Source organism: Acidovorax sp. FW305-C-20-28, from assembly GCF_058783375.1.
Window position 1 is genome coordinate 25123 of record NZ_JBYSYM010000011.1, and the last position, 25480, is coordinate 50602.

General features: G+C 67.1%; 26 protein-coding genes. 20 read left to right on the plus strand and 6 right to left on the minus strand.

All coding sequences use genetic code 11. The annotated features are described in order from the left end of the window. Window positions 1-3 precede the first annotated feature (3 nt). Complete coding sequence (locus tag AC3WOH_RS14275) at window positions 4-699, minus strand: NUDIX hydrolase (protein WP_492229970.1); 696 nt, start codon at window positions 697-699, stop codon at window positions 4-6. An 89-nt stretch (window positions 700-788) separates the two neighbouring features. On the opposite strand from AC3WOH_RS14275, the gene AC3WOH_RS14280 reads away from it, so the two are divergent. From AC3WOH_RS14280 to AC3WOH_RS14320, 9 genes are all read left to right on the plus strand, one after another. Further along, window positions 789-1748, plus strand: a complete 960-nt coding sequence (locus AC3WOH_RS14280) for an ADP-ribosylglycohydrolase family protein (RefSeq protein ID WP_492229971.1) — start codon at window positions 789-791, stop codon at window positions 1746-1748. A gap of 169 nt (window positions 1749-1917) precedes the next feature. Then, entirely contained in the window at window positions 1918-3069 is a 1152-nt protein-coding gene (locus AC3WOH_RS14285) for a hypothetical protein (RefSeq protein ID WP_492229972.1), read from the plus strand. A gap of 109 nt (window positions 3070-3178) precedes the next feature. Beyond that, window positions 3179-4390: an N-methyl-L-tryptophan oxidase gene (solA, locus tag AC3WOH_RS14290; protein WP_492229973.1), complete on the plus strand. Its 1212-nt coding sequence runs from the start codon at window positions 3179-3181 to the stop codon at window positions 4388-4390. Between the two features lie 139 nt (window positions 4391-4529). After that, complete coding sequence (locus tag AC3WOH_RS14295; protein WP_492229974.1) at window positions 4530-5012, plus strand: rhodanese-like domain-containing protein; 483 nt, start codon at window positions 4530-4532, stop codon at window positions 5010-5012. A gap of 49 nt (window positions 5013-5061) precedes the next feature. Further along, window positions 5062-5997, plus strand: a complete 936-nt coding sequence (epsC, locus tag AC3WOH_RS14300) for a serine O-acetyltransferase EpsC (RefSeq protein ID WP_492229975.1) — start codon at window positions 5062-5064, stop codon at window positions 5995-5997. Beyond that, the gene (locus AC3WOH_RS14305; protein ID WP_492229977.1) at window positions 5994-6266 is read left to right on the plus strand and encodes a helix-turn-helix domain-containing protein; all 273 of its coding nucleotides are present in this window, start codon (window positions 5994-5996) and stop codon (window positions 6264-6266) included. Before epsC ends, AC3WOH_RS14305 begins: the two co-directional genes overlap by 4 nt. A 74-nt stretch (window positions 6267-6340) precedes the next feature. After that, complete coding sequence (locus tag AC3WOH_RS14310; protein ID WP_492229978.1) at window positions 6341-7273, plus strand: family 2A encapsulin nanocompartment shell protein; 933 nt, start codon at window positions 6341-6343, stop codon at window positions 7271-7273. A gap of 9 nt (window positions 7274-7282) precedes the next feature. Beyond that, window positions 7283-9331 (plus strand): family 2A encapsulin nanocompartment cargo protein cysteine desulfurase, encoded by a 2049-nt coding sequence (locus tag AC3WOH_RS14315; protein ID WP_492229979.1) that lies wholly within the window; start codon window positions 7283-7285, stop codon window positions 9329-9331. A gap of 174 nt (window positions 9332-9505) precedes the next feature. Next, entirely contained in the window at window positions 9506-10054 is a 549-nt protein-coding gene (locus AC3WOH_RS14320) for an NADPH-dependent FMN reductase (RefSeq protein WP_492229980.1), read from the plus strand. A gap of 69 nt (window positions 10055-10123) precedes the next feature. Here the strand turns inward: AC3WOH_RS14320 and AC3WOH_RS14325 are convergent, their stop codons facing one another. Further along, window positions 10124-10768 carry an FMN-dependent NADH-azoreductase gene (locus AC3WOH_RS14325; protein WP_184856214.1) on the minus strand — a complete coding sequence of 215 codons (645 nt, stop codon included), beginning with the start codon at window positions 10766-10768 and terminating at the stop codon, window positions 10124-10126. Between the two features lie 126 nt (window positions 10769-10894). Here AC3WOH_RS14325 and AC3WOH_RS14330 point away from each other — a divergent pair, with 126 nt between their 5' ends. The 11 genes from AC3WOH_RS14330 (at window position 10895) to AC3WOH_RS14380 (ending at window position 21482) form a co-directional block, all read left to right on the plus strand. Continuing rightward, the gene (locus tag AC3WOH_RS14330; protein ID WP_492230093.1) at window positions 10895-11842 is read left to right on the plus strand and encodes a LysR substrate-binding domain-containing protein; all 948 of its coding nucleotides are present in this window, start codon (window positions 10895-10897) and stop codon (window positions 11840-11842) included. 140 nt (window positions 11843-11982) lie between these two features. Continuing rightward, complete coding sequence (locus AC3WOH_RS14335; RefSeq protein WP_492229981.1) at window positions 11983-12852, plus strand: HDOD domain-containing protein; 870 nt, start codon at window positions 11983-11985, stop codon at window positions 12850-12852. Window positions 12853-12880: 28 nt separating this feature from the next. Continuing rightward, a complete protein-coding gene (locus AC3WOH_RS14340) occupies window positions 12881-13612 on the plus strand; it encodes an AAA family ATPase (protein ID WP_492229982.1) in 732 nt (243 codons plus the stop codon). 113 nt (window positions 13613-13725) lie between these two features. After that, window positions 13726-14367 carry a peroxiredoxin gene (locus tag AC3WOH_RS14345; RefSeq protein WP_492229983.1) on the plus strand — a complete coding sequence of 214 codons (642 nt, stop codon included), beginning with the start codon at window positions 13726-13728 and terminating at the stop codon, window positions 14365-14367. A gap of 87 nt (window positions 14368-14454) precedes the next feature. Beyond that, on the plus strand, window positions 14455-15039 hold the full coding sequence (locus AC3WOH_RS14350) for an RBBP9/YdeN family alpha/beta hydrolase (RefSeq protein WP_311773812.1): 585 nt from the start codon (window positions 14455-14457) through the stop codon (window positions 15037-15039). Window positions 15040-15194: 155 nt separating this feature from the next. Continuing rightward, complete coding sequence (locus AC3WOH_RS14355) at window positions 15195-16199, plus strand: sulfate ABC transporter substrate-binding protein (RefSeq protein ID WP_184856208.1); 1005 nt, start codon at window positions 15195-15197, stop codon at window positions 16197-16199. A gap of 3 nt (window positions 16200-16202) precedes the next feature. Continuing rightward, window positions 16203-17093 carry a sulfate ABC transporter permease subunit CysT gene (gene cysT, locus AC3WOH_RS14360; protein ID WP_492229984.1) on the plus strand — a complete coding sequence of 297 codons (891 nt, stop codon included), beginning with the start codon at window positions 16203-16205 and terminating at the stop codon, window positions 17091-17093. Next, a complete protein-coding gene (cysW, locus tag AC3WOH_RS14365) occupies window positions 17090-18001 on the plus strand; it encodes a sulfate ABC transporter permease subunit CysW (protein ID WP_184856206.1) in 912 nt (303 codons plus the stop codon). Before cysT ends, cysW begins: the two co-directional genes overlap by 4 nt. 18 nt (window positions 18002-18019) lie before the next feature. Beyond that, window positions 18020-19144 carry a sulfate/molybdate ABC transporter ATP-binding protein gene (locus AC3WOH_RS14370; protein WP_492229985.1) on the plus strand — a complete coding sequence of 375 codons (1125 nt, stop codon included), beginning with the start codon at window positions 18020-18022 and terminating at the stop codon, window positions 19142-19144. A gap of 69 nt (window positions 19145-19213) precedes the next feature. Continuing rightward, window positions 19214-19750 carry a disulfide bond formation protein B gene (locus AC3WOH_RS14375; protein ID WP_492230094.1) on the plus strand — a complete coding sequence of 179 codons (537 nt, stop codon included), beginning with the start codon at window positions 19214-19216 and terminating at the stop codon, window positions 19748-19750. A 235-nt stretch (window positions 19751-19985) separates the two neighbouring features. Further along, entirely contained in the window at window positions 19986-21482 is a 1497-nt protein-coding gene (locus tag AC3WOH_RS14380; protein WP_492229986.1) for a leucine-rich repeat domain-containing protein, read from the plus strand. Between the two features lie 69 nt (window positions 21483-21551). On the opposite strand, the gene AC3WOH_RS14385 is transcribed toward AC3WOH_RS14380, so the two are convergent. The 4 genes from AC3WOH_RS14385 to AC3WOH_RS14400 are packed head-to-tail and all read right to left on the minus strand — an operon-like array spanning window position 21552 to window position 25443. Beyond that, complete coding sequence (locus tag AC3WOH_RS14385; RefSeq protein WP_492229987.1) at window positions 21552-22526, minus strand: Bug family tripartite tricarboxylate transporter substrate binding protein; 975 nt, start codon at window positions 22524-22526, stop codon at window positions 21552-21554. Between the two features lie 51 nt (window positions 22527-22577). Continuing rightward, window positions 22578-23603 carry a Gfo/Idh/MocA family protein gene (locus tag AC3WOH_RS14390; protein WP_492229988.1) on the minus strand — a complete coding sequence of 342 codons (1026 nt, stop codon included), beginning with the start codon at window positions 23601-23603 and terminating at the stop codon, window positions 22578-22580. Next, window positions 23600-24625 (minus strand): Gfo/Idh/MocA family protein, encoded by a 1026-nt coding sequence (locus tag AC3WOH_RS14395; protein ID WP_492229989.1) that lies wholly within the window; start codon window positions 24623-24625, stop codon window positions 23600-23602. The genes AC3WOH_RS14390 and AC3WOH_RS14395 overlap by 4 nt, the downstream gene beginning before the upstream one ends. Continuing rightward, window positions 24622-25443: an NAD-dependent epimerase/dehydratase family protein gene (locus AC3WOH_RS14400; protein WP_492229990.1), complete on the minus strand. Its 822-nt coding sequence runs from the start codon at window positions 25441-25443 to the stop codon at window positions 24622-24624. The genes AC3WOH_RS14395 and AC3WOH_RS14400 overlap by 4 nt, the downstream gene beginning before the upstream one ends. Window positions 25444-25480: the final 37 nt, after the last annotated feature.

The following is a 25480-nucleotide window of genomic DNA, read 5'->3' on the forward strand; positions in this document are numbered from 1 at the left end:
CGCTCAGGAATTGATTCCGCGGGGTACGACAGAGAGGGCACGCCGGTAGCCCTCGCGCAACCGGTACATCTGGGCCGGGCGGTGCGCGGCGCCGCTCGTGAGCTCGCCCTCGATGGGTTCGAGCATGCCCAGTTCGTCGATCTTGCGCCGAAAGCTCACCTTGTTGATGGGCTCGCCCAGCACTGCCTCGTACACCGCCTGCAGGCGCGGCAGGGTCATGCGCTCGCCGCACAGGTAGACCGGCAGCGACGAGTACTGGCTCTTGGAGCGCACGCGCTCCACCGCCAGCGCCACGATCTCGCCATGGTCGAAGGGCAGGGCCGGCAGCGCAGCCACCGGCGCCAGCAGCAAGCCCTCGCGCCCCTCGGGCAGCAGCTCCTCGGAGATCAGCGCGTAGTAGACGATGGAGGCCGACCAGCCCCGCGGGTCACGGTCGGCGCCCGAGTAGGTGGCCAGCTGCTCCAGGTACGGGCTCACGATGCCGGTCTTGTCGCGCAGCACGCGTGCGGCCGCATCCCAGGCCGTGCGGTCCTCCTGCGCGTGGATGTAGCCACCGGGCAGGGCCGGCGCGTTCGCGAACGGGGCGTTCTTGCGCGTGAGCAGCACCACGTGCAGGGCATCGTCCTTGAGCGTCATCAGCACCACGTCCACCGTGCAGATCACGGTGGGAAATGAAGGCTCGGCAGAGGGCTTGGGCATGGCGTGTTTCCGTGGCTGAAGGTTGTTGACTTAGTATTTTAATGAAACTATCATAAGTTCATCAATTAAACTAAGTGATTGGAGGCCCCATGGACACACTTTCTTCCCCTCTCGCCGATGGCCTCGAAAACCGCTATCGGGGCTGCCTGCTGGGCCTGGCCTGTGGCGATGCCGTGGGCACCTCCGTGGAATTCAGCCCGCGCGGCAGCTTCGCGCCGCTGACCGACATGGTGGGTGGCGGCCCGTTCCGCCTGGCGCCGGGGCAGTGGACGGACGACACCTCCATGGCCATCTGCCTGGCGCAGAGCCTGCTGCACCGCGGCGGCTTCGGTGCCGAGGACCAGATGCGCCGCTATGCCAACTGGTGGCGGTGGGGCTACCCCAGCCCCACGGGCACCTGCTTTGACATCGGCATCACCGTGCGCGATGCGCTCTCGCGCTTTCTGGCCGATGGCGAGCCCATGGCCGGCTCCACCGATCCGCAGACCGCCGGCAATGGCTCGCTGATGCGGCTGGCGCCCGTGGTGCTGCGGTATTTCCCTGACATGGCGGCCATGCTGCGCCAGGCGCGCCTGAGTTCGCAGACCACGCACTGCGCGGCCGAGGCGGTGGAATGCTGCAGCCTGCTGGCCGAAGTGATCGCCAATGCCCTGCAAGGCGATCCGGCGCGGGGCGAATCCGCCCGGCGGGAGGTGCTGGTCGTGCGGCAGGCGGGGCTGGCCTGCCCTGCGGTGCAGGCCATCGCCGCAGGCCGCTACCAGGGCAAACCGCGCGAGCAGATCCGCGGCAGCGGCTACTGCGTGGCCTCGCTGGAGGCAGCGCTGTGGTGCTTCTCCACCACGGAATCGTTCGCCGAGGCCGTGCTGGCCGCCGCCAATCTGGGCGACGATGCCGACACCACGGCCGCCATCACCGGGCAGGTGGCGGGCGCGTTCTACGGCATCGAGGGCATTCCCGCGCACTGGCGCGCCATGCTGTTCATGGGCGAGGAGATCGGCGACATGGCGACAGGCCTGCTGCACCGGGACGCGCGCGCCGTGCCGGTGTAGCGATGAGCGGCCCTGCCGTGCCGCTTATCGGGGCATCGCCTGGACAGGCGCGAGATACGCTACGGATGGGGGCCAAGCCGTGCCCCGGCGGCCTGCGCAAGACCGCCTCTGCAGTGTCTTTTGTTCCTTTTTGTCCTTGTCCGTTGTCCTTTTTTTCTGGATCCATCCCATGCGGTACCTCGCTGTTCTCCTCCTGGCTGCGGCTGCGCCCCTGGCCCAGGCCGCCAATTTCGTCTCGCTGCACCAGTCGGCCCTCAAGATCGCCCTGCCTCCGCCTGCGGGCTCCTACAGCTACAAGTTCGATACCAGGATCGGCTTCAAGCAGCAGTACGCGCCGCAAGGAGTCACGGGCTGTGCCATCGGCTATGCCACGGGCGGCTGCGCCTTTCCGGGCGGTGGCTCGCTGGCACTGCCCGAGTTCACCGGCTACCAGCTGCAGTACAAGGAGTTCAAGGTCTTCATCCCTGCGGGCACACGCTCCTTCATGTTCTCGGGCTATGCACCGCAGCGCACGCAATCGGCCTTTGTGCTGCGCTATGGTTCTGCGCCCGTGCGCGAGGCGGCCCTGAGTGGCGCGGAGTACCAGAACGCCCAGACCGGCGAGCGCATCGACAGCTCGTTTGCACGGCTGGTCAATGAGCGCACCGAGCAGTTCGTGGTGCACGACGGCGGCGGCACCGTGCGCTTCGTGGGCGGCCAGCTCGACGCCAACCGCGGCAGCACCAAGGAAGGCAACTGGCTCTATGTGCGCCAGCTCAGCGGCAGCCCGCTGTACGACGTGCAGGGCGCCATCGACGTGGACATGGCCCAGTACGCGGCCGGCTACGCCAAGATTGTCTGGACCACCAGCACCTACCCCGACCCGGTGGATGCGCCGAGCGCGGGTGGCGGCACGGGCACGGTCACCCCGCCGGACAATGCGGCGACCCTGCCCGTCCCGGCCACGGTGTCCACCTCGGTGGTGTCCGCGGCCGGCCAGCCGCTGCGGCTCGAGATCAACCTGGCGCAGGCCGCTTCCGATATCGCGGCCAACCCCAGGATCAGCGCTTGGGTGGCGGCGCTCATCCCGGCCAACGGCACCTCGTTCCCGGCGGACACCTGGTTCTTCCGCCTGGCCAATGGCTCCTGGGCCAGCCAGGTGCCTGCCGACATCGAGGGCATCGCCTTCGCCAGCCAGGTGGCCAACGCCGCCAGCCTGAAGTTCGCGCCCTCGCTGGACTTCACCGAGGCCGAGCTGCGCGCGTTCAATGTGCAGGTCCATTTCGGCTACAAGACCAGCACCGGCAGCTTCGTGAGCAAGGGCAAGGTCTGGCCGCAATAAGGGGCGTTCGCCGCTGGGTGGATTTCGGCATGAGCTCATGCGGAATGCGGCGTTGGAAGAGGGCGGCCCGGCCTTTAAGCTCTGGCCCTGTCTTCCCGTCCGATTCCGCATGCCGCACCACTTCGACACCATCGTCATCGGCCTGGGCGCCGTAGGCTCCGCCACCCTGTACCAGCTGGCCCGGCGGGGCGCCAGTGTCCTGGGCCTGGACCAGTACGAGCCGCCCCACAGCATGGGCTCCTCGCACGGCCAGACCCGCATCACCCGGCTGGCCGTGGGGGAGGGCGACGAATACGTGCCCCTGGTGCGCCGCTCGCACGAGATCTGGCGCGAACTGGAGGCCGCCACGGGCCAGTCCATCTACACCCGCACGCACGGCCTGGTGCTCGGGCCGCGCGACGGCGCACCGCTGCACCAGGGGCGCCGCCTCGACTTCGTGCACAACACCATCGACATCGCGCGCCGCCACGGCATAGACCACGAAGTGCTCGACCATGCCGACCTGCGCCGGCGCTACCCGCAGTTCCAGCTGCACGACCACGAGTTCGCCTACTGGGAGCGCGATGCGGGCTTTGTGCGGCCCGAGGCCGCCATCGGCGCCCAGTTGCAACAGGCCCAGGTGCATGGCGCCACAGTGCAGACCGGGGTGCGCGTGACCGGCCTTGCGCGCGAAGGCGGGCACCTGCGCGTGGACACCCCCCAGGGCAGCTACCGCGCAGAGCAGGTGGTGCTGGCTGCGGGCCCCTGGCTCCCGGGCCTGCTGGGGCAGGAGTTGCAGCACGCCTGGGCCCCGCAGCTGGCGGTCTACCGCCAGGTGATGTTCTGGTTCGACGTGGGGGTGGCCACGCCATCGTTCGAGCCCGGGGCGTTCCCGGTCTTCATCTGGACCTTCCGCGAGGGGCCCGACGACTCGATCTATGGCTTTCCCATCGCAGAAGCGGGCTCCTCCGCCTTCAAGATCGCCACCGCGCAGTACCTGGAGGCCACCACGCCCAACACCGTGGACCGGGCGGTGGCCGCTGGTGAGAAAGACCGCATGCGGCGCCACCATGTGCTGCCGCGCTTTCAGGCCCCGGGCGCGCGCTGCACCGATGCCCGGACCTGCTTGTACACGGTGACACCCGACCACGGCTTCGTGGTCGACCAGTTGCCGGGCTGGCCGGGCGTGCATGTCGCCTCGGCCTGCTCGGGCCATGGCTTCAAGCATTCGGCTGCCGTGGGCGAGGCCCTGGCCCAGCAGGTGCTCGACCTGCCGGAGCGCCTGGATCTGCGGCCCTTTGGCCATGCCCTGCACGGCCTGGCAACGGCGGACACCGCCTGACCCCGGCAAGGATGTTTTGGTTTTATAGAAACCAAATTTTATTCTTTTGGGTTTTATGGGAAGGGTTCTAGAGTGGACCCATGTGCATAGCAGCCCCACCTATGAGGGCTGCAATCCCCTCACCTCAAGGACCCCTGCCATGTCTTCATCCGATACCCAGGACACTGTGCTCGCACAGGAATTGGAATCCGCCCGCTCGGTCGCCCTGGCCTCCGGCCTGCCCTATGCGGGCGGCGTTGCGCCCACCGTGGCGTGGAAACTCGTCTCGGCCGGCGATGCCGTGCTGGTGGACGTGCGCTCCGCCGAAGAGCTGAAATTCGTCGGCCAGGTGCCGGACAGCCTGCACGTGCCATGGGCCACGGGCACGGCGCTGCAGCGCAACCCGCGCTTCGTGCGCGAGTTGGAGGCCCGCCTGGCCAGCCACGGCGGGAAGGAGGCCACGGTGCTGCTGCTGTGCCGCAGCGGCAAGCGCTCGGCCCTGGCGGCCGAGGCGGCGGCCAAGGCCGGCTTCACGCGCGTCTTCAATGTGCTTGAAGGCTTCGAAGGCGAGATCGATGGCCACAAGCAACGCGGCCATGCCGATGGCTGGCGCTTTCACAACCTTCCCTGGATCCAGGACTAGCCCCGGGCACGGCCTGCCTCCACGACTGAACCACAGCTTCCCTTTCCCCATGGCCGTCTTCAACATCGAACCCATCGTGCAGTCGCTGCACGCCGTGCGCCGCGACTGGCGCAGCCTGCAAAAACGCTCGCAGGAGCCGGGCGGGCGCGAGTTCCCCTCGCGCGACGCGCTGGCCGACATCGTCGAACAGCTCAAGGGCGTGCTCTTTCCCATGCGCCTGGGCCCGCCGGACCTGCGCCAGGAGAGCGAAGACTTCTACGTGGGCCACACGCTGGACGCGGCACTGCATGCGCTGCTGGCGCAGATCCGGCTGGAGCTGCGCTACGTGCTGCGCCACCAGCCGGTGGAAGAGCAGAACATCGAAAAGCGCGCCGTGCAGGCGGCGCGCAGCTTCGCGGCATCGCTGCCCGAAACACGCAGCCTGCTCGACAGCGACGTGCTGGCCGCCTACCACGGCGACCCGGCTGCGCGCAGCGTGGACGAGGTGCTGCTGTGCTACCCCGGCATCCTGGCCATGATCCACCACCGCCTGGCGCACACGCTGTACCAGCTGGAACTGCCCCTGCTGGCGCGCATCGTGGCCGAGCAGGCCCATGCACAGACCGGCATCGACATCCACCCCGGCGCGCTGATCGGCGCGGGCTTCTTCATCGACCACGGCACCGGTGTGGTGATCGGCGAAACGGCCGTCATCGGCGAGCGCGTGCGCGTCTACCAGGCCGTCACCCTGGGCGCCAAGCGCTTTCCCACCGACGAGGAGGGGCACCTGCAAAAAGGCCTGCCGCGCCACCCAGTGGTGGAAGACGACGTGGTCATCTATGCCGGCGCCACGGTGCTCGGCCGCGTCACGCTCGGCAAAGGTGCCACCATTGGCGGCAATGTCTGGATCACGCACGACGTGCCCGCAGGCGGCAATGTGACCCAGGCCCTGTCGCGCCACAACGGCCACCACGAGGCCCAGCAGTCCGGAGTGGCCGCTGCATGAGCGAGGTACTGGTACGCAGTTTCGGCACCGCCGTGCGGCGCCTGCGCGAGGCGCGTGGCTGGTCGCAGGAGCAACTGGCCGAGCACGCCGACCTCAACCGCTCCTACGTGGGCGAAATCGAGCGCGGCCGCGCCATCGCATCGCTGGTCACCATCGACAAGCTTTCGCAGGCCTTTGGCGTGCGCAGCGCCACGCTGCTCGGGCACTGCGACGAGCTGAACGATGCGAACGCGCTCAAAGGCACGCGATTGGCGGCTATAGCATGTTGAAGCACTGAGGCCACCGTCGGAAACTGGCTGGGAGTTTCTTTTTCCATCCCACCTTTTCTGATACGGAGCCTCACATGACGGCAACAGTGGGCGGCACGACCGCCCTGGGCGACAACGCAGCACGGCAACTTGCCAACGCGACCAAGACCACCGCACAACTCTCGACCATCTCGCCACGCTGGCTCACGCACCTGCTGCAGTGGGTGCCGGTGGAGGCAGGCATCTACCGCCTCAACAAGGTCAAGAACCCCGAGCTCATCAAGGTCACCTGCACCGCCCGCGAGGAAGAGAACCAGCTGCCACGCACCTTCGTGGACTACGAAGAGAACCCGCGCGAGTACTTCCTCAACGCCGTGAGCACCGTGCTCGACGTGCACACCCGCATCTCCGACCTGTACAGCAGCCCGCACGACCAGATCAAGGAACAGCTGCGCCTGACGATCGAGACGATCAAGGAGAACCAGGAGAGCGAGCTCATCAACAACCCCGACTACGGCCTGCTGGCCCAGGTGACCGAAGAGCAGCGCGTGTTCCCGCTCACCGGCGCGCCCACGCCCGACGACCTCGATGAGCTGCTCACCAAGGTCTGGAAGGAACCCGCCTTCTTCCTGGCCCACCCGTTGGCGATTGCCGCCTTCGGCCGCGAAGCCACGCGCCGCGGCACGCCGCCGCCCACGGTGAGCCTGTTCGGCTCGCAGTTCATCACCTGGCGCGGCATTCCTCTGATCCCTTCGGACAAGGTGCCCGTGGCCGACGGCAAGAGCAAGATCCTGCTCTTGCGCGTGGGCGACAAGCGCCAGGGCGTGGTCGGCCTGTTCCAGCCCGGCCTGCCGGGCGAGCAGAGCCCGGGCCTGTCGGTGCGCTTCATGGGCATCAACAACCATGCCATCGCGTCTTACCTGATCTCGCTGTACTGCTCGCTGGCCGTGCTCACGCCCGATGCCCTGGCCGTGCTGGACGACGTGGAGATCAACAAGTACCACGACTACCCCGACACCTACAAGTAAAGCGGCCGCGTGGTGACCACTCCATCCTCCCTTCCTGCCGGCGTGCCCGCCACGCTGCAGCCGCCCATCGACCCGGCGCTGCTGGCCGGGCTGGCGACGGCCCTGTTCGCGGCCCGGCCCGGTGAAGAGCCGCGCCTGGCCGGGCCGGCCGCTGGCCTGCCGTCCACGCCACCGGGCTCGCTGCCCGGGGCGGGGCAGGGCACGCCCTGGCCGCCCGGTGTGCAGGCACCCGTCAACATCGCGCCGGCCGGCTCGCCCCTGGTGAGCCCGGCCGGCTTCGGCCCCGGCGTGCCTGGCACGCCCATCCCGCAAGGGCTGGTGCCCGGTGCCAACCTGGTGCCGGCATCGCCCACGCCGCTGGCCTCGCAGGCACACCGTGCGCCGGCCCTGCTGCCGCATGCGGTGGCCGGCAATGGCGTGCCCGACTCGGTGATCAGCACCTTGCCGGCCTACGAGCCGCGCTTTGGCAGCGGTGTGCTGGGTGTACCCGAGGCGGCGCAGCCTTCCACACCGCCTGCCCCAGCGGCGGCATCGCCGTACTACTTTCTCGGTGAACGCCATGCCCATCCGCTGGCGGCGGAGCGTGCGCCCTTGCCCGACGGGCATGGTGCTGCCCCCGGCGGGCTCGATGCCTTGGCGCGCCTGCCGTTCGCGGTGCCCGAGGTGCCGCGCGTGAGCTCGCCCACGGCCGGCACCGGCGTGCCCAGCACCGTGCCGTCGGCCGAGCCGCGCTTTTACTTTGCCGATGCCGTGGTGCTGCCCGGTGGCTACACCACGCCCGGCCGTGCCCCGGCTGCCGGCAGCGTCCCGCAGGCCGACCCCAGCGCCCACCCGGCATTCGACGTGCATGCGGTGCGCCGCGATTTTCCGGTGCTGCAGGAGCGCGTGAACGGCCGTCAGCTGGTCTGGTTCGACAACGCCGCCACCACGCACAAGCCGCAGTCGGTCATCGACCGCATCAGTTACTTCTACGCGCACGAGAACTCCAACATCCACCGTGCGGCGCACGAGTTGGCCGCGCGCGCCACGGACGCCTATGAGGGCGCACGCCAGCGCGTGCAGCGCTTCATCAACGCGCCCGATGTGAACGAGGTGATCTTCGTGCGCGGCACCACCGAGGCCATCAACCTGGTGGCCAAGAGCTGGGGCGCGCAACACGTGGGCGAGGGCGACGAAATCATCGTCAGCAACCTGGAGCACCACGCCAACATCGTGCCCTGGCAGCAACTGGCCGCCGCCAAGGGCGCGCGCCTGCGCGTGATCCCGGTGGACGACTCGGGCCAGGTGCTGCTCGATGAATACCAGAAACTCCTGAACGACCGCACCAAGATCGTGGCTGTGACCCAGGTCTCCAACGCCCTGGGCACCGTGGTGCCGGTCAAAGAGATCGTGGCTCTGGCCAAGCGGGCGGGCGCCACGACCCTGGTCGACGGCGCCCAGTCGGTCTCGCACATGCTGGTGGACGTGCAGGATCTGGGGGCCGACTTCTTCGTGTTCTCGGGCCACAAGGTATTCGGCCCCACCGGCATCGGCGTGGTCTGGGGCAAGCGTGCGGTGCTCGAAGACATGCCGCCCTGGCAGGGCGGCGGCAACATGATTGCCGATGTGACCTTCGAGAAGACGGTGTTCCAGCCCATCCCGAACAAGTTCGAGGCCGGCACCGGCAACATCGCCGACGCCGTGGGCCTGGGCGCCGCGATCGACTACGTGAACCGCGTGGGCATCGAGAACATCGCACGCTACGAGCATGAGCTGCTGGTCTACGGCATGCGCCACCTGGGCTCGATCCGCGGCGTGCGCCTGATCGGCACGGCCGACGACAAGGCCAGCGTGATGTCCTTCGTGCTCGCCGGTTACAGCACCGAAGAGGTGGGCAAGGCGCTCAACGAGGAGGGCATTGCCGTGCGCACCGGCCACCACTGCGCCCAGCCCATCCTGCGCCGCTTCGGCGTGGAGACCACGGTGCGGCCGTCACTGGCGTTCTACAACACCTTCGACGAGATCGATCGCCTGGTGGCCGTGGTGCAGCGCCTTGCCGGGCAGCGCCGGGCGGGCTGACGCCTGCCGCTGCCACCCCGCGCAATGCGCTATACAAAATATAGCAATTGCGCCGGGCAGGCAGGCCACGGCGTCACGGTCTGTGGCTATCATGACGCGTGCTTCGTGCTGCCGGGGCTGTAGACAGGCCCTGCAGCGCTTTTCTCCGTGTCGTTCCCTTCACAAGGAGTTTCCATGAGCAAGATCCAGATCGCCGTCATCGTCGGCAGCCTCCGCAAGGATTCGTTCAACCGCAAGCTGGCCACCGCCATCGAGCGCCTGGCCCCGGCGGACTTCCAATTCACCCAGTTGCGCATCGACGACCTGCCCCTGTACAGCCAGGACGACGACGGCAACCAGGCCGCCTCGGTGCTGCGCTTGAAGAGCGAGGTCAAGTCCGCCCAGGGCCTGCTGTTCGTGACGCCCGAGTACAACCGCTCCATCCCCGGCGTGCTCAAGAACGCGCTGGACCACGCCTCGCGCCCCTATGGCCAGAGCGCCTGGGGCGGCAAGCCCGCGGGTGTGATCGGCGCCTCGGTGGGCGCCATCGGCACGGCGCTGGCGCAGCAGCACCTGCGCAATGTGCTGGGCTACCTCGATGTGCCCACCCTGGGCCAGCCCGAGGGCTTCATCCACGCCAAGGAGGGTTTGTTCGACGCCGACGGCAATGTGGGCGAGGGCAGCAAGAAGTTTCTGCAGGCTTGGGTCGATGCCTATGTGGCATGGGTCAAGAAGCACATCTGAGTTTCTGACGGCTCCATGAAAAACGCCGCCCCGAAGGGCGGCGTTTTCCTTGGGGGACCGGAGGCCGGATCAGGCGACCTGTGCGATCTGCGGTTGGTTCGCAGGCACGCTGGTGTGCGCCTGGATGTCCTTGTCGGCGCTGGCAATGGCCAGGGCCTTGGCGTCGGGGCCCATGCCCACGCCTTCGGCGCGCACGAAGCGCACGTCGGTGATGCCGAAGAAGCCGAACACCACCTTCAGGTAGCTCTCCTGGTGCTCCATGGCCTGGCCGCCTTCGCTGGTGGAGTACACGCCGCCGCGGGTCGAGGCCACGATCACCGTCTTGCCGCCGGCCAGGCCCACGGGGCCCTTGTCGGTGTACTTGAAGGTGCGGCCGGTTTGGGCGATGCGGTCGATCCAGGCCTTGAGCTGGCTGGGGATGGTGAAGTTGTACAGCGGGGCGCCGATCACGATCACGTCGGAGGCCAGGAACTGGCTCACCAGGGCTTCGGACAGGGCGTTTTCCTGGCGCTGCACTTCGGTGGCAGCGGCCTGGCCGGTGCGAAAGCCCAGCGCGTCGGCGCTCAGGTGGGCCGGGGCCTGTGCGGCCAGGTCCAGGTGCTGCACCGTGGTGTTGGGGTGGCCGGCCTTCCAGGCGGCGACGATGCGCTGGGTGAGTTCGCGGGAGACGGATTGTTCACCGGTGATGGCCGAGTCGATGTGAAGCAGTTGCATGATGAGGTTCTCCTTGGGTGGGTAGCCACAGCGTGTGGCCATGGACTGAATTGTGGAGACGCACTCGTTTGTTGATAAGGCATGGAACTTGCGATAGATTGTCCTATCAGTAGAACGATGTACTTTATGCAAGACCTCAACGACATGCTGTATTTTGCGGAGGTGGTCGAGCGCGGCGGCTTCGCCGCCGCCGGCCGGGCCCTGGGCATCCCCAAGTCGCGCCTGTCGCGCCGGGTGTCGGACCTGGAGACCGAACTCGGGGTGCGCCTCTTGCAGCGCACCACGCGCAAGCTCTCGCTCACCGAGGTGGGCGAGGCCTACCTGCGCCACTGCCAGGCCATGCGCGAATCGGCCCAGGCGGCGGCCGACACGGTGGCCCAGGTGCAGACGGCGCCGCGCGGCACCATCCGCGTGAGTTGCCCGGTGACGCTGGCGCAGACCGTGCTGGCCGAGATGATGCCGCCCTTCCTCTCGCGCTACCCCGAGGTGCGGGTGGACATGGTGGTCAGCAACCGCGTGGTCAATGTGGTGGAGGAGGGCATCGACGTGGCGCTGCGCGTGCGCCCCACGCTGGAGGACAGTGGCTCCATGGTGGTCAAGCGCCTCGATACCACCACCCAGATCCTCGTGGCCAGCCCCGAGCTGCTGATACGCCAGGGCACACCCACCACGCTGGACGACCTGGCCCGCCTGGACAGCGTGGCCATGTCGGCGCCTGACGGCCGCGCCACCTGGAACCTGATGGGCCCGGGCGGCGCCCACCAGGTGGTGCACCACACGCCGCGCTATGTGGCCGACGACCTGCTGACCCTGAAGTTCGCGGTGCTGGCCGGTATCGGCATGGGCTGGATGCCCGACTACATGTGCCACGAGGAAATGCGCGAGCGCCGCCTGGTGCGTGTGCTGCCCGAATGGGTGCCGCCACCGGCCATCGTGCATGCGGTGTTCCCCTCGCGGCGCGGGCTGTCGCCCGCTGTGCGCGCCTTTCTGGACTACCTGGGCGATGCCATGCCGGGCCGCAACAGCCTGGCCACGCGCGATGGCGGGGCGGGGCTGGACGGCGCGGGCATATAGCACGGGCGTCCGCCGCTGGGCGAGAAAGCCGAAGACCCGCCCGGGTCTCTGCCGGCCGGCGAATTTCACGCCACAATGCAACCAGTTGAAACTGAACGGTCGGCCTGCGCGAATGGAGCGCGGGCAGGCCGGGGCATGCCGTGAAGAACCCCCACCCCGTCGATACCCAGCTCCAGCAGGCCCGCACGCACCCCTCCGTGCGTGCCATCGTGATCCCGCCGTGCCCGGAGTCGCTGCTGCGCCTGCAGCAGATCGTGGCCGCGCCCGAGCTCGATTCGGGCGCGCTGGAGCAACTGGTCGCGTCCGACGTGGCCATGGCCGCCTTGCTAATCCGCCAGGCCAACAGCCCGCTGTTCGGGCTGGCCCAGCCGGTGCAGACCATCGGCATGGCGCTCACCGTGCTCGGGCTCAACCCCACGGTGGAACTGCTCTCGGCCTTCATCACGCGCAATGCGCTCATGGTGCGCTCGCCGCTGCTCGAGCATTTCTGGGAGAGCTCGCAGCGACGTGCCATCGCCTGCGAGCACATCGGCCGCCAGCTCTACAGCTTCGACCCCGGCCTGGGCTACGGCTTCGGCCTGTTCTGCCACGTGGGCATGCCGGTGCTGGTCAAGGCCGTGCGCGGCTATGGCTCCACCGTGACCGAGGCCCTGGCCCGCAAGGACCGCACCTTCACCCAGACCGAGAACGCCAACCACAAGACCGACCACGCCGTGATGGGCGCCATCGTGGCGCGCACCTGGCACCTGCCGGGCGACGTGGCCCAGGCCATCTGGCTGCACCACGATTTCACCTGCCTGGGTGACGAGCGCTTCAACCCCACCGTGCGCCACCTGGTGGCCCTGGGCCTCTTGGCCGAGTACCTGGTGAACCAGCACGACAACCTGCAGCCCACGCGCGAATGGCTGCAGCACGGCCAGGCCTGCATGGACCACCTGGCCGTGTCGGAAGAAGAGCTGGACCACTGGGTGGACGAGTTGCACCCCGCCTTCGAGGCTGTGCGCTTCTGACCCGTGCGGGCCGTTAGCATGGCACCCCATGCTGCCCGCCAAACCCTATCTGCAAAGCGTCTGCATCCGCCCCGATGCCGAGGTGGACTACGACACCTATCCCTACAACATCCCCGCCATCCGGGAAATGGGCCTGGTGGAGTTCCACGCGGACGTGACCTTTCTGGTGGGGGAAAACGGCTCGGGCAAGTCCACGCTGCTGGAAGCCATTGCCGTGGCCCTGGGCTACAGCCCGCAGGGCGGCACCCGCGACTTCTCGGTGGGTGGCACCGACTCGGTATCGCCCCTGCACGAGGTGCTGCGGCTGGCGCGCAGCTTCCGCCAACCCAAGGATGGGTACTTCCTCAGGGCTGAAAGCTTTTTCAATGTCGCCACCTTTGTGGACGATGTCGGTGTGCCCGACGCCTACGGCACCCATTCGCTGCATGGCATCTCGCACGGCGAGGCCTTCATGTCCCTGCTCGCCCACAAGTTCCGCGGCAAAGGCCTGTACCTGCTCGACGAGCCCGAGGCAGCACTCTCGCCCAACCGCCAGCTGGCCGCGTTGTCGGCCATCCACCAGCTGGTCGAGGACAAGTCGCAGTTCATCATCGCCACGCACTCGCCCATCCTGCTGTCCTACCCCCACGCCAAGATCGTGCTGTTCGACGGCACGGGCCTGTCGGAAGTGGCGTATGAGGACACCGAACACTATGCGGTGACGCATGACTTCCTGAACAACTACCGCGAACGGCTGGACCGCCTGCTGGACCAGGACTGAACTTTCGACGCTCTGATAGACGTTTTTGCGATTAAGTCAGAACAATATATTCGTTTGGGTTTTAAAGCCCGGCTCGCAGAATGCCTCCATCAGACATTGAAGGAGCATTCTCCATGGCCACCTTGCGACTCGGCGACACCGCCCCCGACTTCACCCAGGAATCCACCGCCGGCCCCATCCATTTCCATGAATGGGCAGGCGATTCGTGGGTGGTGCTGTTCTCGCACCCCGCCGACTTCACCCCCGTGTGCACCACAGAGCTGGGCAAGACGGCCGCCCTGGCCACCGAATTCGCCAAGCGCAAGGTCAAGCCCATCGCCGTGAGCGTGGACCCCGTGGATTCGCACAACCGCTGGGTGGGCGACATCAACGAGACGCAGAACACCACCGTCAACTTCCCCATCCTGGCCGATGCGGACAAGAAGGTGGCCGACCTGTACGACATGATCCACCCCAACGCATCGACCACGGTCACGGTGCGCAGCGTGTTCATCATCGACCCCAAGAAGACCATCCGCACCACCTTCACCTACCCTGCGAGCACGGGCCGCAACTTCGACGAGATCCTGCGCGTGATCGACTCGCTGCAGCTGACCGACAGCCACAAGGTGGCCACGCCCGCCAACTGGAAAGACGGCGACGACGTGATCATCGTCCCCAGCCTGCAGGACCCGGCCGAGATCGCCCAGCGCTTCCCCAAGGGCTTCAAGGCCGTGCGCCCCTACCTGCGCATCACGCCCCAGCCCAACAAGTAAGTCAGCAAGCCAGCCTGGCCGGGCTCCGGGCGCGCGCTCCTGCCGCAAGGGCAGGGCGCTGCCGGGGCCCTGCCAGGCGCCAACAACGTGAACCCCACTTCCATCATCATCGTCCCCGGCTGGCGTGACTCCGGCCCCGGCCACTGGCAAAGCCTGTGGGCCGAGCGGCTGCCCAATGCGCGCCGCGTGGTGCAGGACGACTGGATCACCCCCACCCGCAATGCCTGGGTCGGCACGCTCGAGAAGACCATTCTGGCCGCACCCCACCCGGTGGTGATCGTGGCGCACAGCCTGGGCTGCATCGCCACGACCCACATCGGGCCCGAGGCGGCGGCACGCATCCAGGGCGCGCTGCTGGTGGCCCCGGCCGACCCCGAGCGCCGCGCCATCCTGAGCGACTTCGCGCCCGTACCCTATGCCGCGCTGCCCTACCGCAGCGTGGTGGTGGCCAGCAGCAACGACCCCTACTGCCCCATCCGCCTGGCCGGTGCCTATGCCCGTGCCTGGGGCAGCGAGTTCGTGCGCATGCAGCAGGCCGGCCACATCAACATCGAGTCGGGCCATGGCGAATGGCCCCTGGGCTGGGCGCTGCTGCAGTCGCTCACGGGCGAGCAGGGCGCCGTGCCAGGCGCTGCACCCGCACCAGCCCAAGCCGCGCAGGCCTCTGCCTGAGCCGCGCCCGCCCCTGAGCGGGCAGGCGCGCAGCTGCCTACATCTTGTTTCTTTATTCCAAAACCCGATTAATTAACAAGAATGTATTCTTTTGAGTTTTAAGGCGCTGTGCGCACAATGTGGCATCTTCCGCTTTTCCTTACAGGCTACGCCACATGACTTCTTTGAAACTCAAGACACTCCTGGCTTCTCTGGCACTGACCGCCAGCGGCATGGCGCTGGCCCAGGATTCGCTGCTCAACGTGTCGTACGACGTGGCCCGTGAGTTCTACAAGGACTACAACGCCGCGTTCTCGGCCCACTACAAGAAGACCACGGGCAAGGACGTGAAGATCGACCAGTCGCACGCCGGCTCCAGCGCCCAGGCGCGCGCCGTGAACGACGGCCTGGCGGCCGACGTGGTCACCATGAACACGACCACCGACGTGCAGTTCCTCGCCGACAACGGCGTGGTGGCCAAGGACTGGGCCAAGAAGTTCCCGCACGACGCATCGCCCACCACCTCGACCATGCTGTTCCTGGTGCGCAACGGAAACCCCAAGGGCATCAAGGACTGGGACGACCTGATCAAGCCCGGCGTGCAGGTCATCGTGGTCAACCCCAAGACCGGCGGCAACGGCCGCTACGCCTACCTGGCTGCCTGGGGCGCCGTGCGTGAAAAGGGCGGCACCGAAGCGCAGGCCGCCGAATTCGTGGGCAAGCTCTACAAGAACGTGCCCATCCTGGCCAAGGGCGGGCGCGATGCCACCGCCACGTTCCTGCAGCGCAACCAGGGCGATGTGCTGATCACCTTCGAATCCGAAGTGGTCTCCATCGACCGCGAGTTCGGCACCGGCAAGGTCGATGCCGTCTACCCGTCGGTCAGCGTGGTGGCCGAGAACCCCGTGGCCGTGGTTGAACGCACCGTGGCCAAGAAGGGCACGACCGCACTGGCCAAGGCCTACCTCGATTACCTGTACTCCGAAGAAGCCCAGGAGATCGCTGCCAAGCACGCCATCCGCCCACGTTCGGAAACCGTGCTCAAGAAGTACGCCGACACCTTCAAGCCCATCAAGCAGTTCACCGTGGCCAAGTACTTCGGCTCGCTCAGCGATGCCCAGAAGGTGCACTTCAACGACGGCGGCCAGTTCGACAAGCTCTACACGCCTGGCGCCAAGTAAACCATGACCGCTGCGACCTCCGTGGCCGCGCAGGGTGCCATCGCGTCCCCTGCGCCGGCCGGCCGGCGCACGTCCAAGCGGGTACTGCCCGGCTTTGGGCTCACGCTGGGCTATACGCTGTTCTACCTGAGCATCATCGTGCTGATCCCGCTGTCGGCACTGATCTTCAAGACCTTTTCGCTCACCTGGGAGCAGTTCTGGACGGCCATCAGCGCACCGCGCGTGGTGGCCTCGTACCGGCTGACCTTTGGTGCCTCGTTCATCGCGGCCATCGTCAACCTGTTCTTCGGCCTCTTGATCGCCTGGGTGCTGGTGCGCTACAAGTTTCCCGGCAAGAAGATCGTCGACGCGCTGGTGGACCTGCCTTTTGCGCTGCCCACGGCCGTGGCCGGCATCTCGCTGACGGCCCTTTTGGCCGGCAACGGCTGGGTGGGGCAGTACCTGGAGCCGCTGGGTATCCAGCTGGCCTTCAAGCCCGCGGGCATCGTGATCGCGCTGATCTTCATCGGCCTGCCCTTCGTGGTGCGCACGGTGCAGCCGGTGCTCGAAGACGCCGAGAAAGAGCTCGAAGAAGCCGCCACCTGCCTGGGCGCCACGCGCTGGCAGACCTTCACCAAGGTCATCCTGCCCTCCATCACCCCCGCGCTGCTCACCGGCTTTGCCATGGCGTTCGCGCGCGCGGTGGGCGAGTACGGCTCGGTCATCTTCATCGCCGGCAACATGCCCATGGTGTCTGAAATCACGCCGCTCATCATCATCGGCAAGCTCGAGCAGTACGACTACGCCGGTGCCACCGCCGTGGCGGTGGTGATGCTGGTGATCTCGTTCATCCTGCTCTTGGTCATCAATGCGCTGCAGGCCTGGCAGCGCCGCCACGCGGGAGCACCGGCATGAGCGCAACGACCAACTCCCGCACGGTGCGCCGTGCGCGCGCCGGCACCACCGAGGCGCCCTGGGTGCGCTACACCCTGATCACGGTGGCGCTGCTGTTCATGCTGCTGTTCCTGGTGCTGCCGCTGGCCGCGGTGTTCGCTGAGGCGCTGCGCAAGGGCTTTGGCGCCTACCTCGAAGGCCTGCGCGAGCCCGATGCCTGGGCCGCGATCAAGCTCACGCTGATCACGGCCCTCATCGCCGTGCCGCTGAACCTGGTGTTCGGCGTGGCCGCGGCCTGGTGCATCGCCAAGTACGAGTTCAAGGGCAAGGCCTTTCTCACCACGCTGGTGGACCTGCCGTTCTCGGTGTCCCCCGTGGTGGCCGGCCTGGTCTATGTGCTGGTGTTTGGCGCACAGGGCTGGTTCGGCCCCTGGCTGCAGGCGCATGACATCAAGATCATCTTTGCCGTGCCCGGCATCGTGCTGGCCACCGTGTTCGTGACCTTCCCCTTCATCGCGCGCGAGCTGATCCCGCTGATGCAGGCCCAGGGCAACGACGAAGAGCAGGCCGCCATCGTGCTTGGCGCCACCGGCTGGCAGACCTTCTGGTACGTGACCCTGCCCAATATCAAGTGGGGCCTGCTGTACGGCGTGATCCTGTGCAACGCACGCGCCATGGGCGAGTTCGGCGCGGTGTCGGTGGTCTCGGGCCACATCCGCGGCCAGACCAACACCATCCCGCTGCACGTGGAAATCCTCTACAACGAGTACCAGTCGGTCGCGGCCTTCGCCGCCGCCTCGCTGCTGGCCTTGCTGGCACTGGTCACCCTGGTCATCAAGTCGATCGCCGAATGGCGCAACGAGCAGGACATGAAGGCCGCGGCCGAGCTGCCGCCCGAGCGCCCCGCGCCCGCACCGTCTGCGCGCTGAAGCAAGAGAAAGCACACCATGAGTATCGAAATTCGCAACGTCAGCAAGCAGTTCGGCGACTTCCATGCGCTGCGCGACGTGAGCCTGGACATCGCCTCGGGCGAGCTGATCGCGCTGCTCGGCCCCTCGGGCTGCGGCAAGACCACGCTCTTGCGCATCATCGCCGGCCTGGAGACGGCCGACGTGGGCACCATCCACTTCTCGGGCGAGGACACGACCGACGTGCACGTGCGAGAGCGCAACGTGGGCTTCGTGTTCCAGCACTATGCGCTGTTCCGCCACATGACGGTGTTCGAGAACGTGGCCTTCGGCCTGCGCGTCAAGCCGCGCAGCGAGCGCCCGAGCGAGGCCCAGATCAAGAAGAAGGTGATGGACCTGCTCAAGCTGGTGCAGCTCGACTGGCTGGCCGAGCGCTACCCCTCGCAGTTGTCGGGCGGGCAGCGCCAGCGCATTGCGCTGGCCCGCGCCCTGGCGGTGGAGCCCAAGGTGCTGCTGCTCGACGAGCCTTTTGGCGCCCTGGACGCCAAGGTGCGCAAGGAACTGCGCCGCTGGCTGCGCCGCCTGCACGACGAACTGCACGTGACCAGCATTTTCGTGACCCACGACCAGGAAGAAGCCCTGGAAGTGGCCGACCGCGTGGTGGTCATCAACCAGGGCCGCATCGAACAGAGCGGCTCGCCCCAGCAGGTGTGGGACCACCCGGCCAGCCCGTTTGTCTACGGCTTCCTGGGCGATGTGAACCTGTTCCAGGGCCGCGCCCACGAGGGCCTGGTGCACCTGGAGGGCATGCAGATCGACTCGCCCGAGCATGCCGACACGCAGAACACCAAGGCCTTCGCCTATGTGCGCCCGCACGACCTCGACGTGCAGCGCTACTCGCCGGGCGAGGGCATCGACGCCTCGGGCCGCCCGCGCGGCATCGTGGCACAGTTGAGCCGCGCCATTGTGGTCGGCCCCATCGCGCGGCTGGAACTTATTCCGTCCGATGATCACAAACCAGCCGACAATTCGAGTTCCGAGACGCTGATCGAGGCCCAGATCCCCGCGCAGCAGTTCAAGGAGCTGGATTTCAAGGAAGGCGAGACGCTGGTGGTGACACCACGCCGCGCCAAGGTTTTTCTGGACCACGCCGCCAACATCTGACGCTTGCCTTGTGGCCCCTGTGGGCACCCGGGGCGAACCGGGTGCAGGGCGGCCACAAGGATAAGAATGATGGTGTTGAACTGGATAGACAATGCGCCGCGCCGCATCCTCGGGCTGATCAGCCTGGCCTGTGTGGGCATGCTGGCCTTTGGCATGTATCTGCAGCATGTGGTGGGGCTGGAGCCATGCCCCATGTGCATCGTGCAGCGCTATGCGCTGATCGGCGTGGCCATCTTCACGGGCCTGGCGGCCGCACGCGATTCGCGCGGCTGGTGGATGTCGCTGGCCGGTGTGGCCGTGCTCATCGCCGGCTTTGGTGCCTTCGTGGCCGCGCGCCAGAGCTGGCTGCAGTGGTACCCGCCCGAGATCGCCACCTGCGGGCGCGACTTCTACGGCATGATCGAGAACTACCCCATCAGCCGCGCCATCCCCATGATCTTCCGCGGCTCGGGCGACTGCACGGCCATCGACTGGACCTTCCTGGGCGGCTCCATCGCCAACTGGTCCTTCATCTGCTTCGTGGGCTTTGGCCTCGTGATGCTGGTGCTGCTGGCCCGCCACCTCAAGGGCGGCCGCCGCGGCGGGGCAGGGTACTCGATGGCTTGAAACCCGCTGGCCATCACGCAAAAGGCGCTCCGAGGAGCGCCTTTTTTGTTTGTGCGGGCGGCTGGCTTGTTCAAGCTTCAGGGCCTTCTCTTCGGCTTGCCCGTCTGGGGTCACCAACTGGACAACCTGTCCAGCAAGCCCGCGAGCGCGCCCCTATGATGCACCCGCTGGGCGCTGGTGGCGACGTTGCCATGCCAATGCGCCCACCTCGAATCGACCCTCCAGGCCCTACACCATGGCAACCCAAAAATCCAAATGGACCAATGACGATGACTACCCTGTCCGTGTGCTCAACCACTCGAGCAAGCTGAGGCTGGATCGCTTCCAAAGCGAGGACCTGGACCACATTGCAGGCTGCGATGATGTGGACATGCTGCGCCTGACCAACAGCAAGATGGCCGAGCCCGTGGATCTGGCACGCATAGCCCACGTCACCGGCCTGAGGACACTGTGGCTGGAAAATGTGAAGTTCACCAACCTCGCCGCTCTGCGCGCGCTGCCCCACCTGCGGACGCTGCGCATCGAGCGCTGCCGATTCTCTGATTCCGAGGCGCTCAATGGCTTTCAGGCGCTGACCCACCTCACTCTGCGGTACAACAAGAAGGCGGTGCTTCCTGCAGGGCTGGACCTGCCGCAGCTCCAGTCCCTGGAACTCTCGCGCAACGGCATCTCGGACCTGGGCTTCGTGCAGGGCTACGCTCAAAGCTATCCCGGACTGGTCAAGCTGGACCTCTCGGGCAACCCGCTCAGCGACCTGTCACCCCTGGTCGCGTGCACCCAGGTGACGGACCTGGACCTGAGCTTCAACGAGATCAGCGACTTGTCGCCGCTGGCGGCATGCCCTCAGATCGTGAAGCTGAACGTGGCGTACAACCCCATCAGCACGCTGGCGCCGCTGGCGGGCCGCAAGTTCGTTCACTTTCATGCCAGCGCGCCGCAGCTTGAGGAGCGGCTCGCCCTGAGGTTGGATCTGCCGCCCCAACCGCCCCCGGTACACAACGACGCAGAGGACGCAGAGGCCTTGCGTGTGGCTGGCCTGATACGGGCCAAGGACTGGCCTGCGGTCTACGCCATCACCGACCTGGCGCTGCTGGGCAAGGCCTTCTCCCGCTTTGTACTTGGGAACTTCGACGAAGAAACCCTGCGCGGCGCGCTGGCCCACCCGGCCGATGGCGCCTTCCACGCCATGGTGGCCAACGGTCTGCGTCCGTACCACGTAGATGAGATGAATTTGCTGATCGACGTGCTCAGCAGCTTCGGCGAGCGCGTCATCGCACCCATGACCGAGTGCTTTCACACGGCAATGGCGCAGCACCCTTTCATGCAGGAATTCGAGGTCGGCAAGCTCAAGGTCGAGCACTTCACGATCATGTACGTCCTGCGCAAGATGGCCAGCCCGGCTTGCACCGACCTCTTCCTCGCCTTCCTCAACGACCGGGAAAGGTTTTCGCTCGCCCACCTGGGCAACTACAAAGGCCTGCTCGACGTGGCCGGCAAGACCCAGTCATCGCAACTGGTGGAGCCCATCATGGACCTGCTGCGTTTTGAGCGGCAGATCATCGGCGGCGACCCCGCCTTCATGAAAAAGATATTCAAGGCCATCGGCCAACTGGGCAGCAAAAGCGATGCGGCCGTGCTGGCCAGCCGGTTCGACGCCGCCGCCGAAACCCGGCCGGAGGTGCTGCAAGCGTATGAGGCGGCGCTGGCGCGTTTGGAGAAGAAAAAGGCGTGATCCGATAGCCGCAGCCTGGCCGCCCACCGCAGATGCCTGTCGAGATGGAGAGCGGCCAGCTGCTTGCGCCTATTCCGCCTTGATCCCTGCGTCCTCGATCACCTTCTTCCAACGCGCCGCCTCCACCTTGGCGAAGGACATGGCCTCTTCGGCCGTGCCGCCGGCGGGCTTGATGCTCAGCTCAGCCAGCTTGTCGGTGGTCTGCTTTTCCTTGAGCACGGCGTTCAGCGAGGCATTGAGCTTGGCCACCACGTCCTTGGGCGTGCCCGCAGGCGCCAGCAGCGTGTACCAGACCACCAGCTCGAAGTCCTTGATGCCTTGCTCCGACGCCGTGGGCAGGTCGGGGAACATAGGCGAGCGCTGCTGCGTGGTGATGGCCAGGTTGCGCAGCTTGCCCGACTTGACCAGCGGCATGGCCTCGGGCGCCAGGATCAGCATGAACTGCACCTGCCCGGCCATGACATCCTGCACGGCCGGCGCGCCACCCTTGTAGGGCACGTGCAGGGCTTCGACGCCAGCGGCGCGCTTGAACAGCTCGGTCGCCAGGTGGTTGGGCGTGCCGTTGCCGGGCGAGGCATAGCTCTTGTCCGGGTTGGCCTTGAGGTAGCGCTGGAACTCGGGCAAGGTGTTGGCCGGTACGCCAGGGTTCACCACGATCATGGCCGGCACATCGGCCACGCGGCCAATGGCCGTCAGCTCTTTGGTCGCGTCGAACGACAGCTTGGGAAACAGCGTGGGGTTGATGGCCTGGGTGGTCATGGTCGACAACAGCAGGGTGTAGCCGTCGGCCGGGGCCTTGGCCACCAGGCCGGCGCCCACGGCTTCGGCCGCACCGGGCTTGTTGTCCACCACGACCGACTGGCCCAGGTTGTCGGCCAGGCGCTGCCCGATGAAGCGGGCCAGCACGTCCGTGGTGCCGCCGGGCGCATAGGGCACGACGATCTTGACGGGCTTGGTGGGGAAGTCGGCGCCGTGCGCGGGCAGGGCGGCTGCGCACAGCGCCGCCAGGGCCAGTGCGATCTGGGGGAACACTTTCTTCTTCATGGCTCTTGTCTCCTTGTGGTAATTGCTTTGATTTGCTTGGCTTGCTCTGCTTCAGGCGGCTCTTTCTTTTCCTTGCCGCACGATCTGGTCGATGAGCCGGTGCGTGGCCAGCGCCTCGGCGCCCGTCACCGTGGGCGGGCGGCCCTCGGCCACAGCGCCAAAGAAGTCGCGGTGCAGGGCGATGTGCGCATCGGGCGAAAAGTCCATGATCGAATCGCCGCTGCCTGACTTCGCCTCGCCTTCGACCGTTTCAGAGCGCCCGTCGTGGTACTGCACCCGCAGGGTGCCGCCTTCCAGCGTGGCCGTGGCATGGCGGCACACCAGCTCCAGCACCTCGGCCCGGCCCGGGTACATCGCGGTGGTAGCGACCAGCACACCCGGCGCGCCGTTGCCCAGGGTGAGCAGCGCGCTGGCAAAGTCTTCGGTCTCCATCTCATGGATGGCCGTGGTCGCAATCTGCGAGGCAACCACCGTGCGCACCCCCACCAGGCTGCGGAAAAGGTCGATCGCATGGATGGCCTGGGTCAGCAACACCCCCCCGCCATCGCGCGCCAGCGTGCCGCGCCCGGCCTTGGCGTAGTAGCCCTCTTGCGAGCGCCACCAGGGCACCTGCAGCACGGCGCTCTGCACAGCACCCAGCGTGCCAGCGTCCAGCAGTTGCTTCAGGCGCTGCGCGCCAGGCCGAAAGCGGTGCTGCAGCACCACGCCCAGGTGTACGCCCTGTGCCGTGGCCCGGCCCACCAGCTCCTCGGCCCGGGCCAGGGTCACGTCCAGCGGCTTTTCCACCAGGGTGTGCTTGCCGGCTGCGAGTGCGGCCGCAGCAATCTCCAGGTGCGTATAGGCCGGCGTCGCCACGATGACGGCCTCCACCAGCGGGTCGGCCAGAATCTCCTGCAGGTCGGCCGTCACCCGCGTGGTGGGCGGCACCGCCGCCCGGGCCTTGTCGGGGTTGCTGCGGGCCAGGGCCCAGCGCAGGTCCACGCGGTCGGCCAGCGTGGCCAGGCTCTGCAGGTGCGGCTCGGACCCCGGGCCCACGCCCAGCAGGGCAATGCCCAGTTTCTTGGTGCTTGTCGTCATGCGGCGGCCCCCTTCCGGGTGGCCAAGGCATCGGCCTCCAGCGCCAGCCGGCTCACGGCAAACACATGGTCCTGCGGCACGGCCTTGTCCGTGCGGTTCTGCACATCGGCCACCAGATCGCGGAAGAAGGTGATGGGCTCCCGGCTGCAGTCGATGTGCCGCGTGCCGGTGCGGTCGCACAGAAACAGGTGCTCGCCGCCAGCGCGCCCTTCGATGTCCACATACTTGCGGATCTCGATGGAACCCTCGGTGCCGCCAATGAACAGGCGCCCATCGCCCCAGGTGGGCAGCCCATCCGGCGTGAACCAGTCCACGCGGATATAGCCGCGCGCCGCATTGCTGCGCGAGGCCAGCGCAATCTCGCCAAAGTCCTGAAAACTGGCCGCCGTGGCCTGCCCGATGTGCGAGTGCACGGCATGGGCCACCGTGGCATCGGTCGAGCCCGTGAGCACCAAAAACTGGTCGATCTGGTGCGAGGCAATGTCCACCAGAATGCCGCCGTAGGTCGCCTTGTCGAAGAACCAGGCCGGCCGCGTGGCCGCGTTCAGCCGGTGCGGGCCCATGCTCAGGGTGTGGAACACCTGGCCCAGCGCGCCTTGCTGCACCAGCTTGTGCGCCATGGCCACCGAGGGCACGATGTGCCGCTCCGAAAAGCAGATCGCAAACAGGCGCCCCGTCTCGCGCACCGCCGCCTGCACAGCCGCCAGTTGATCGAAGCTGGTCACGCCCGGCTTGTCGGTCAGCACATCCTTGCCGCGCCGCATGGCCTCCACCGCCAGTGGGGCGCGCAGCGAGGGCACATCCGCCGTCACGATCAACTGGACGGAATCGTCATCGAGCAACGCCTCAGCCGAATCCACCGCCTTCAGGGTTGGAAAGCGCGATTGCACGCCCTGCAGCACCAGCGGATCAGAGCGCGACGTGGCATACCCGGCGCAGGTGGCACCTGCGTCCAGCAGGCCCTGGATGAGGTGGTACACATGGCGGTGCTCGATACCCACCACGCCAAAGCGGACCGTCATGGCGCCACCTCGGGCAGGGTTTCAAACGGGCCGCGGGTCACGAACGACCCGCCCTGAAAGCGCGCCTCCGGCGAGCCGGGCAGGGCGGCCGGCAGCGCGCTGGAGCCCTCGAACGACGCAGACGTGTCCTGCGGCTCAAACCCCAGGCGCGCCGCCTTGGCATTGCTCCACCACACCGAGGGGTTGGCCGACATGCCGTAGGCGATCAAGTGCCCCACCTCCGGCGCCAGCAGCGAGCGGCCGACCAGCGCCTCCAGGTCGCCAAAGCTCAGCCAGGTCGACAGCATGCGCTGGTCCTTGGGCGCGGCATAGGCGCTGCCGATGCGCAGGCACACCGTCTCAATGCCATAGCGGTCAAAGTAAAAGCGCGACAGGTCTTCGCCGAAGGCCTTGGAGATGCCGTAGTAGCCATCGGGCCGGCGCTCGCAGTCGGTCTGCAGATGCTCGCTCTGCGGGTGGAAGCCCACCACATGGTTCGAGCTGGCAAACACCACCCGCTTCACGCCATGCCGGCGCGCGCCTTCGTACAGGTGAAAGGTACCGCGGATGTTCGACTCGATGATCTCCTCGAACGGCCGCTCCACCGAAATGCCGCCCAGGTGCACGATGGCATCGCAGCCTGCCACCAGCGCATCGGTGCCCGCCTTGTCGGCCAGGTCGCAGACAACGACCTCATCGTTGCCTGACGCCTCCTCCATGGGCTGGATATCTGAAACCCGCAGGACCGAGGCATGGCCCCGCATGGCCGGCCGCAGCACGCGGCCGAGCGCGCCGGCTGCGCCCGTCAACAGCAGGCGCTTGAATGGACGTGAACTCAATGTTGTCTCCGTGTTCTTGTGTGACCTGCATCGCAGT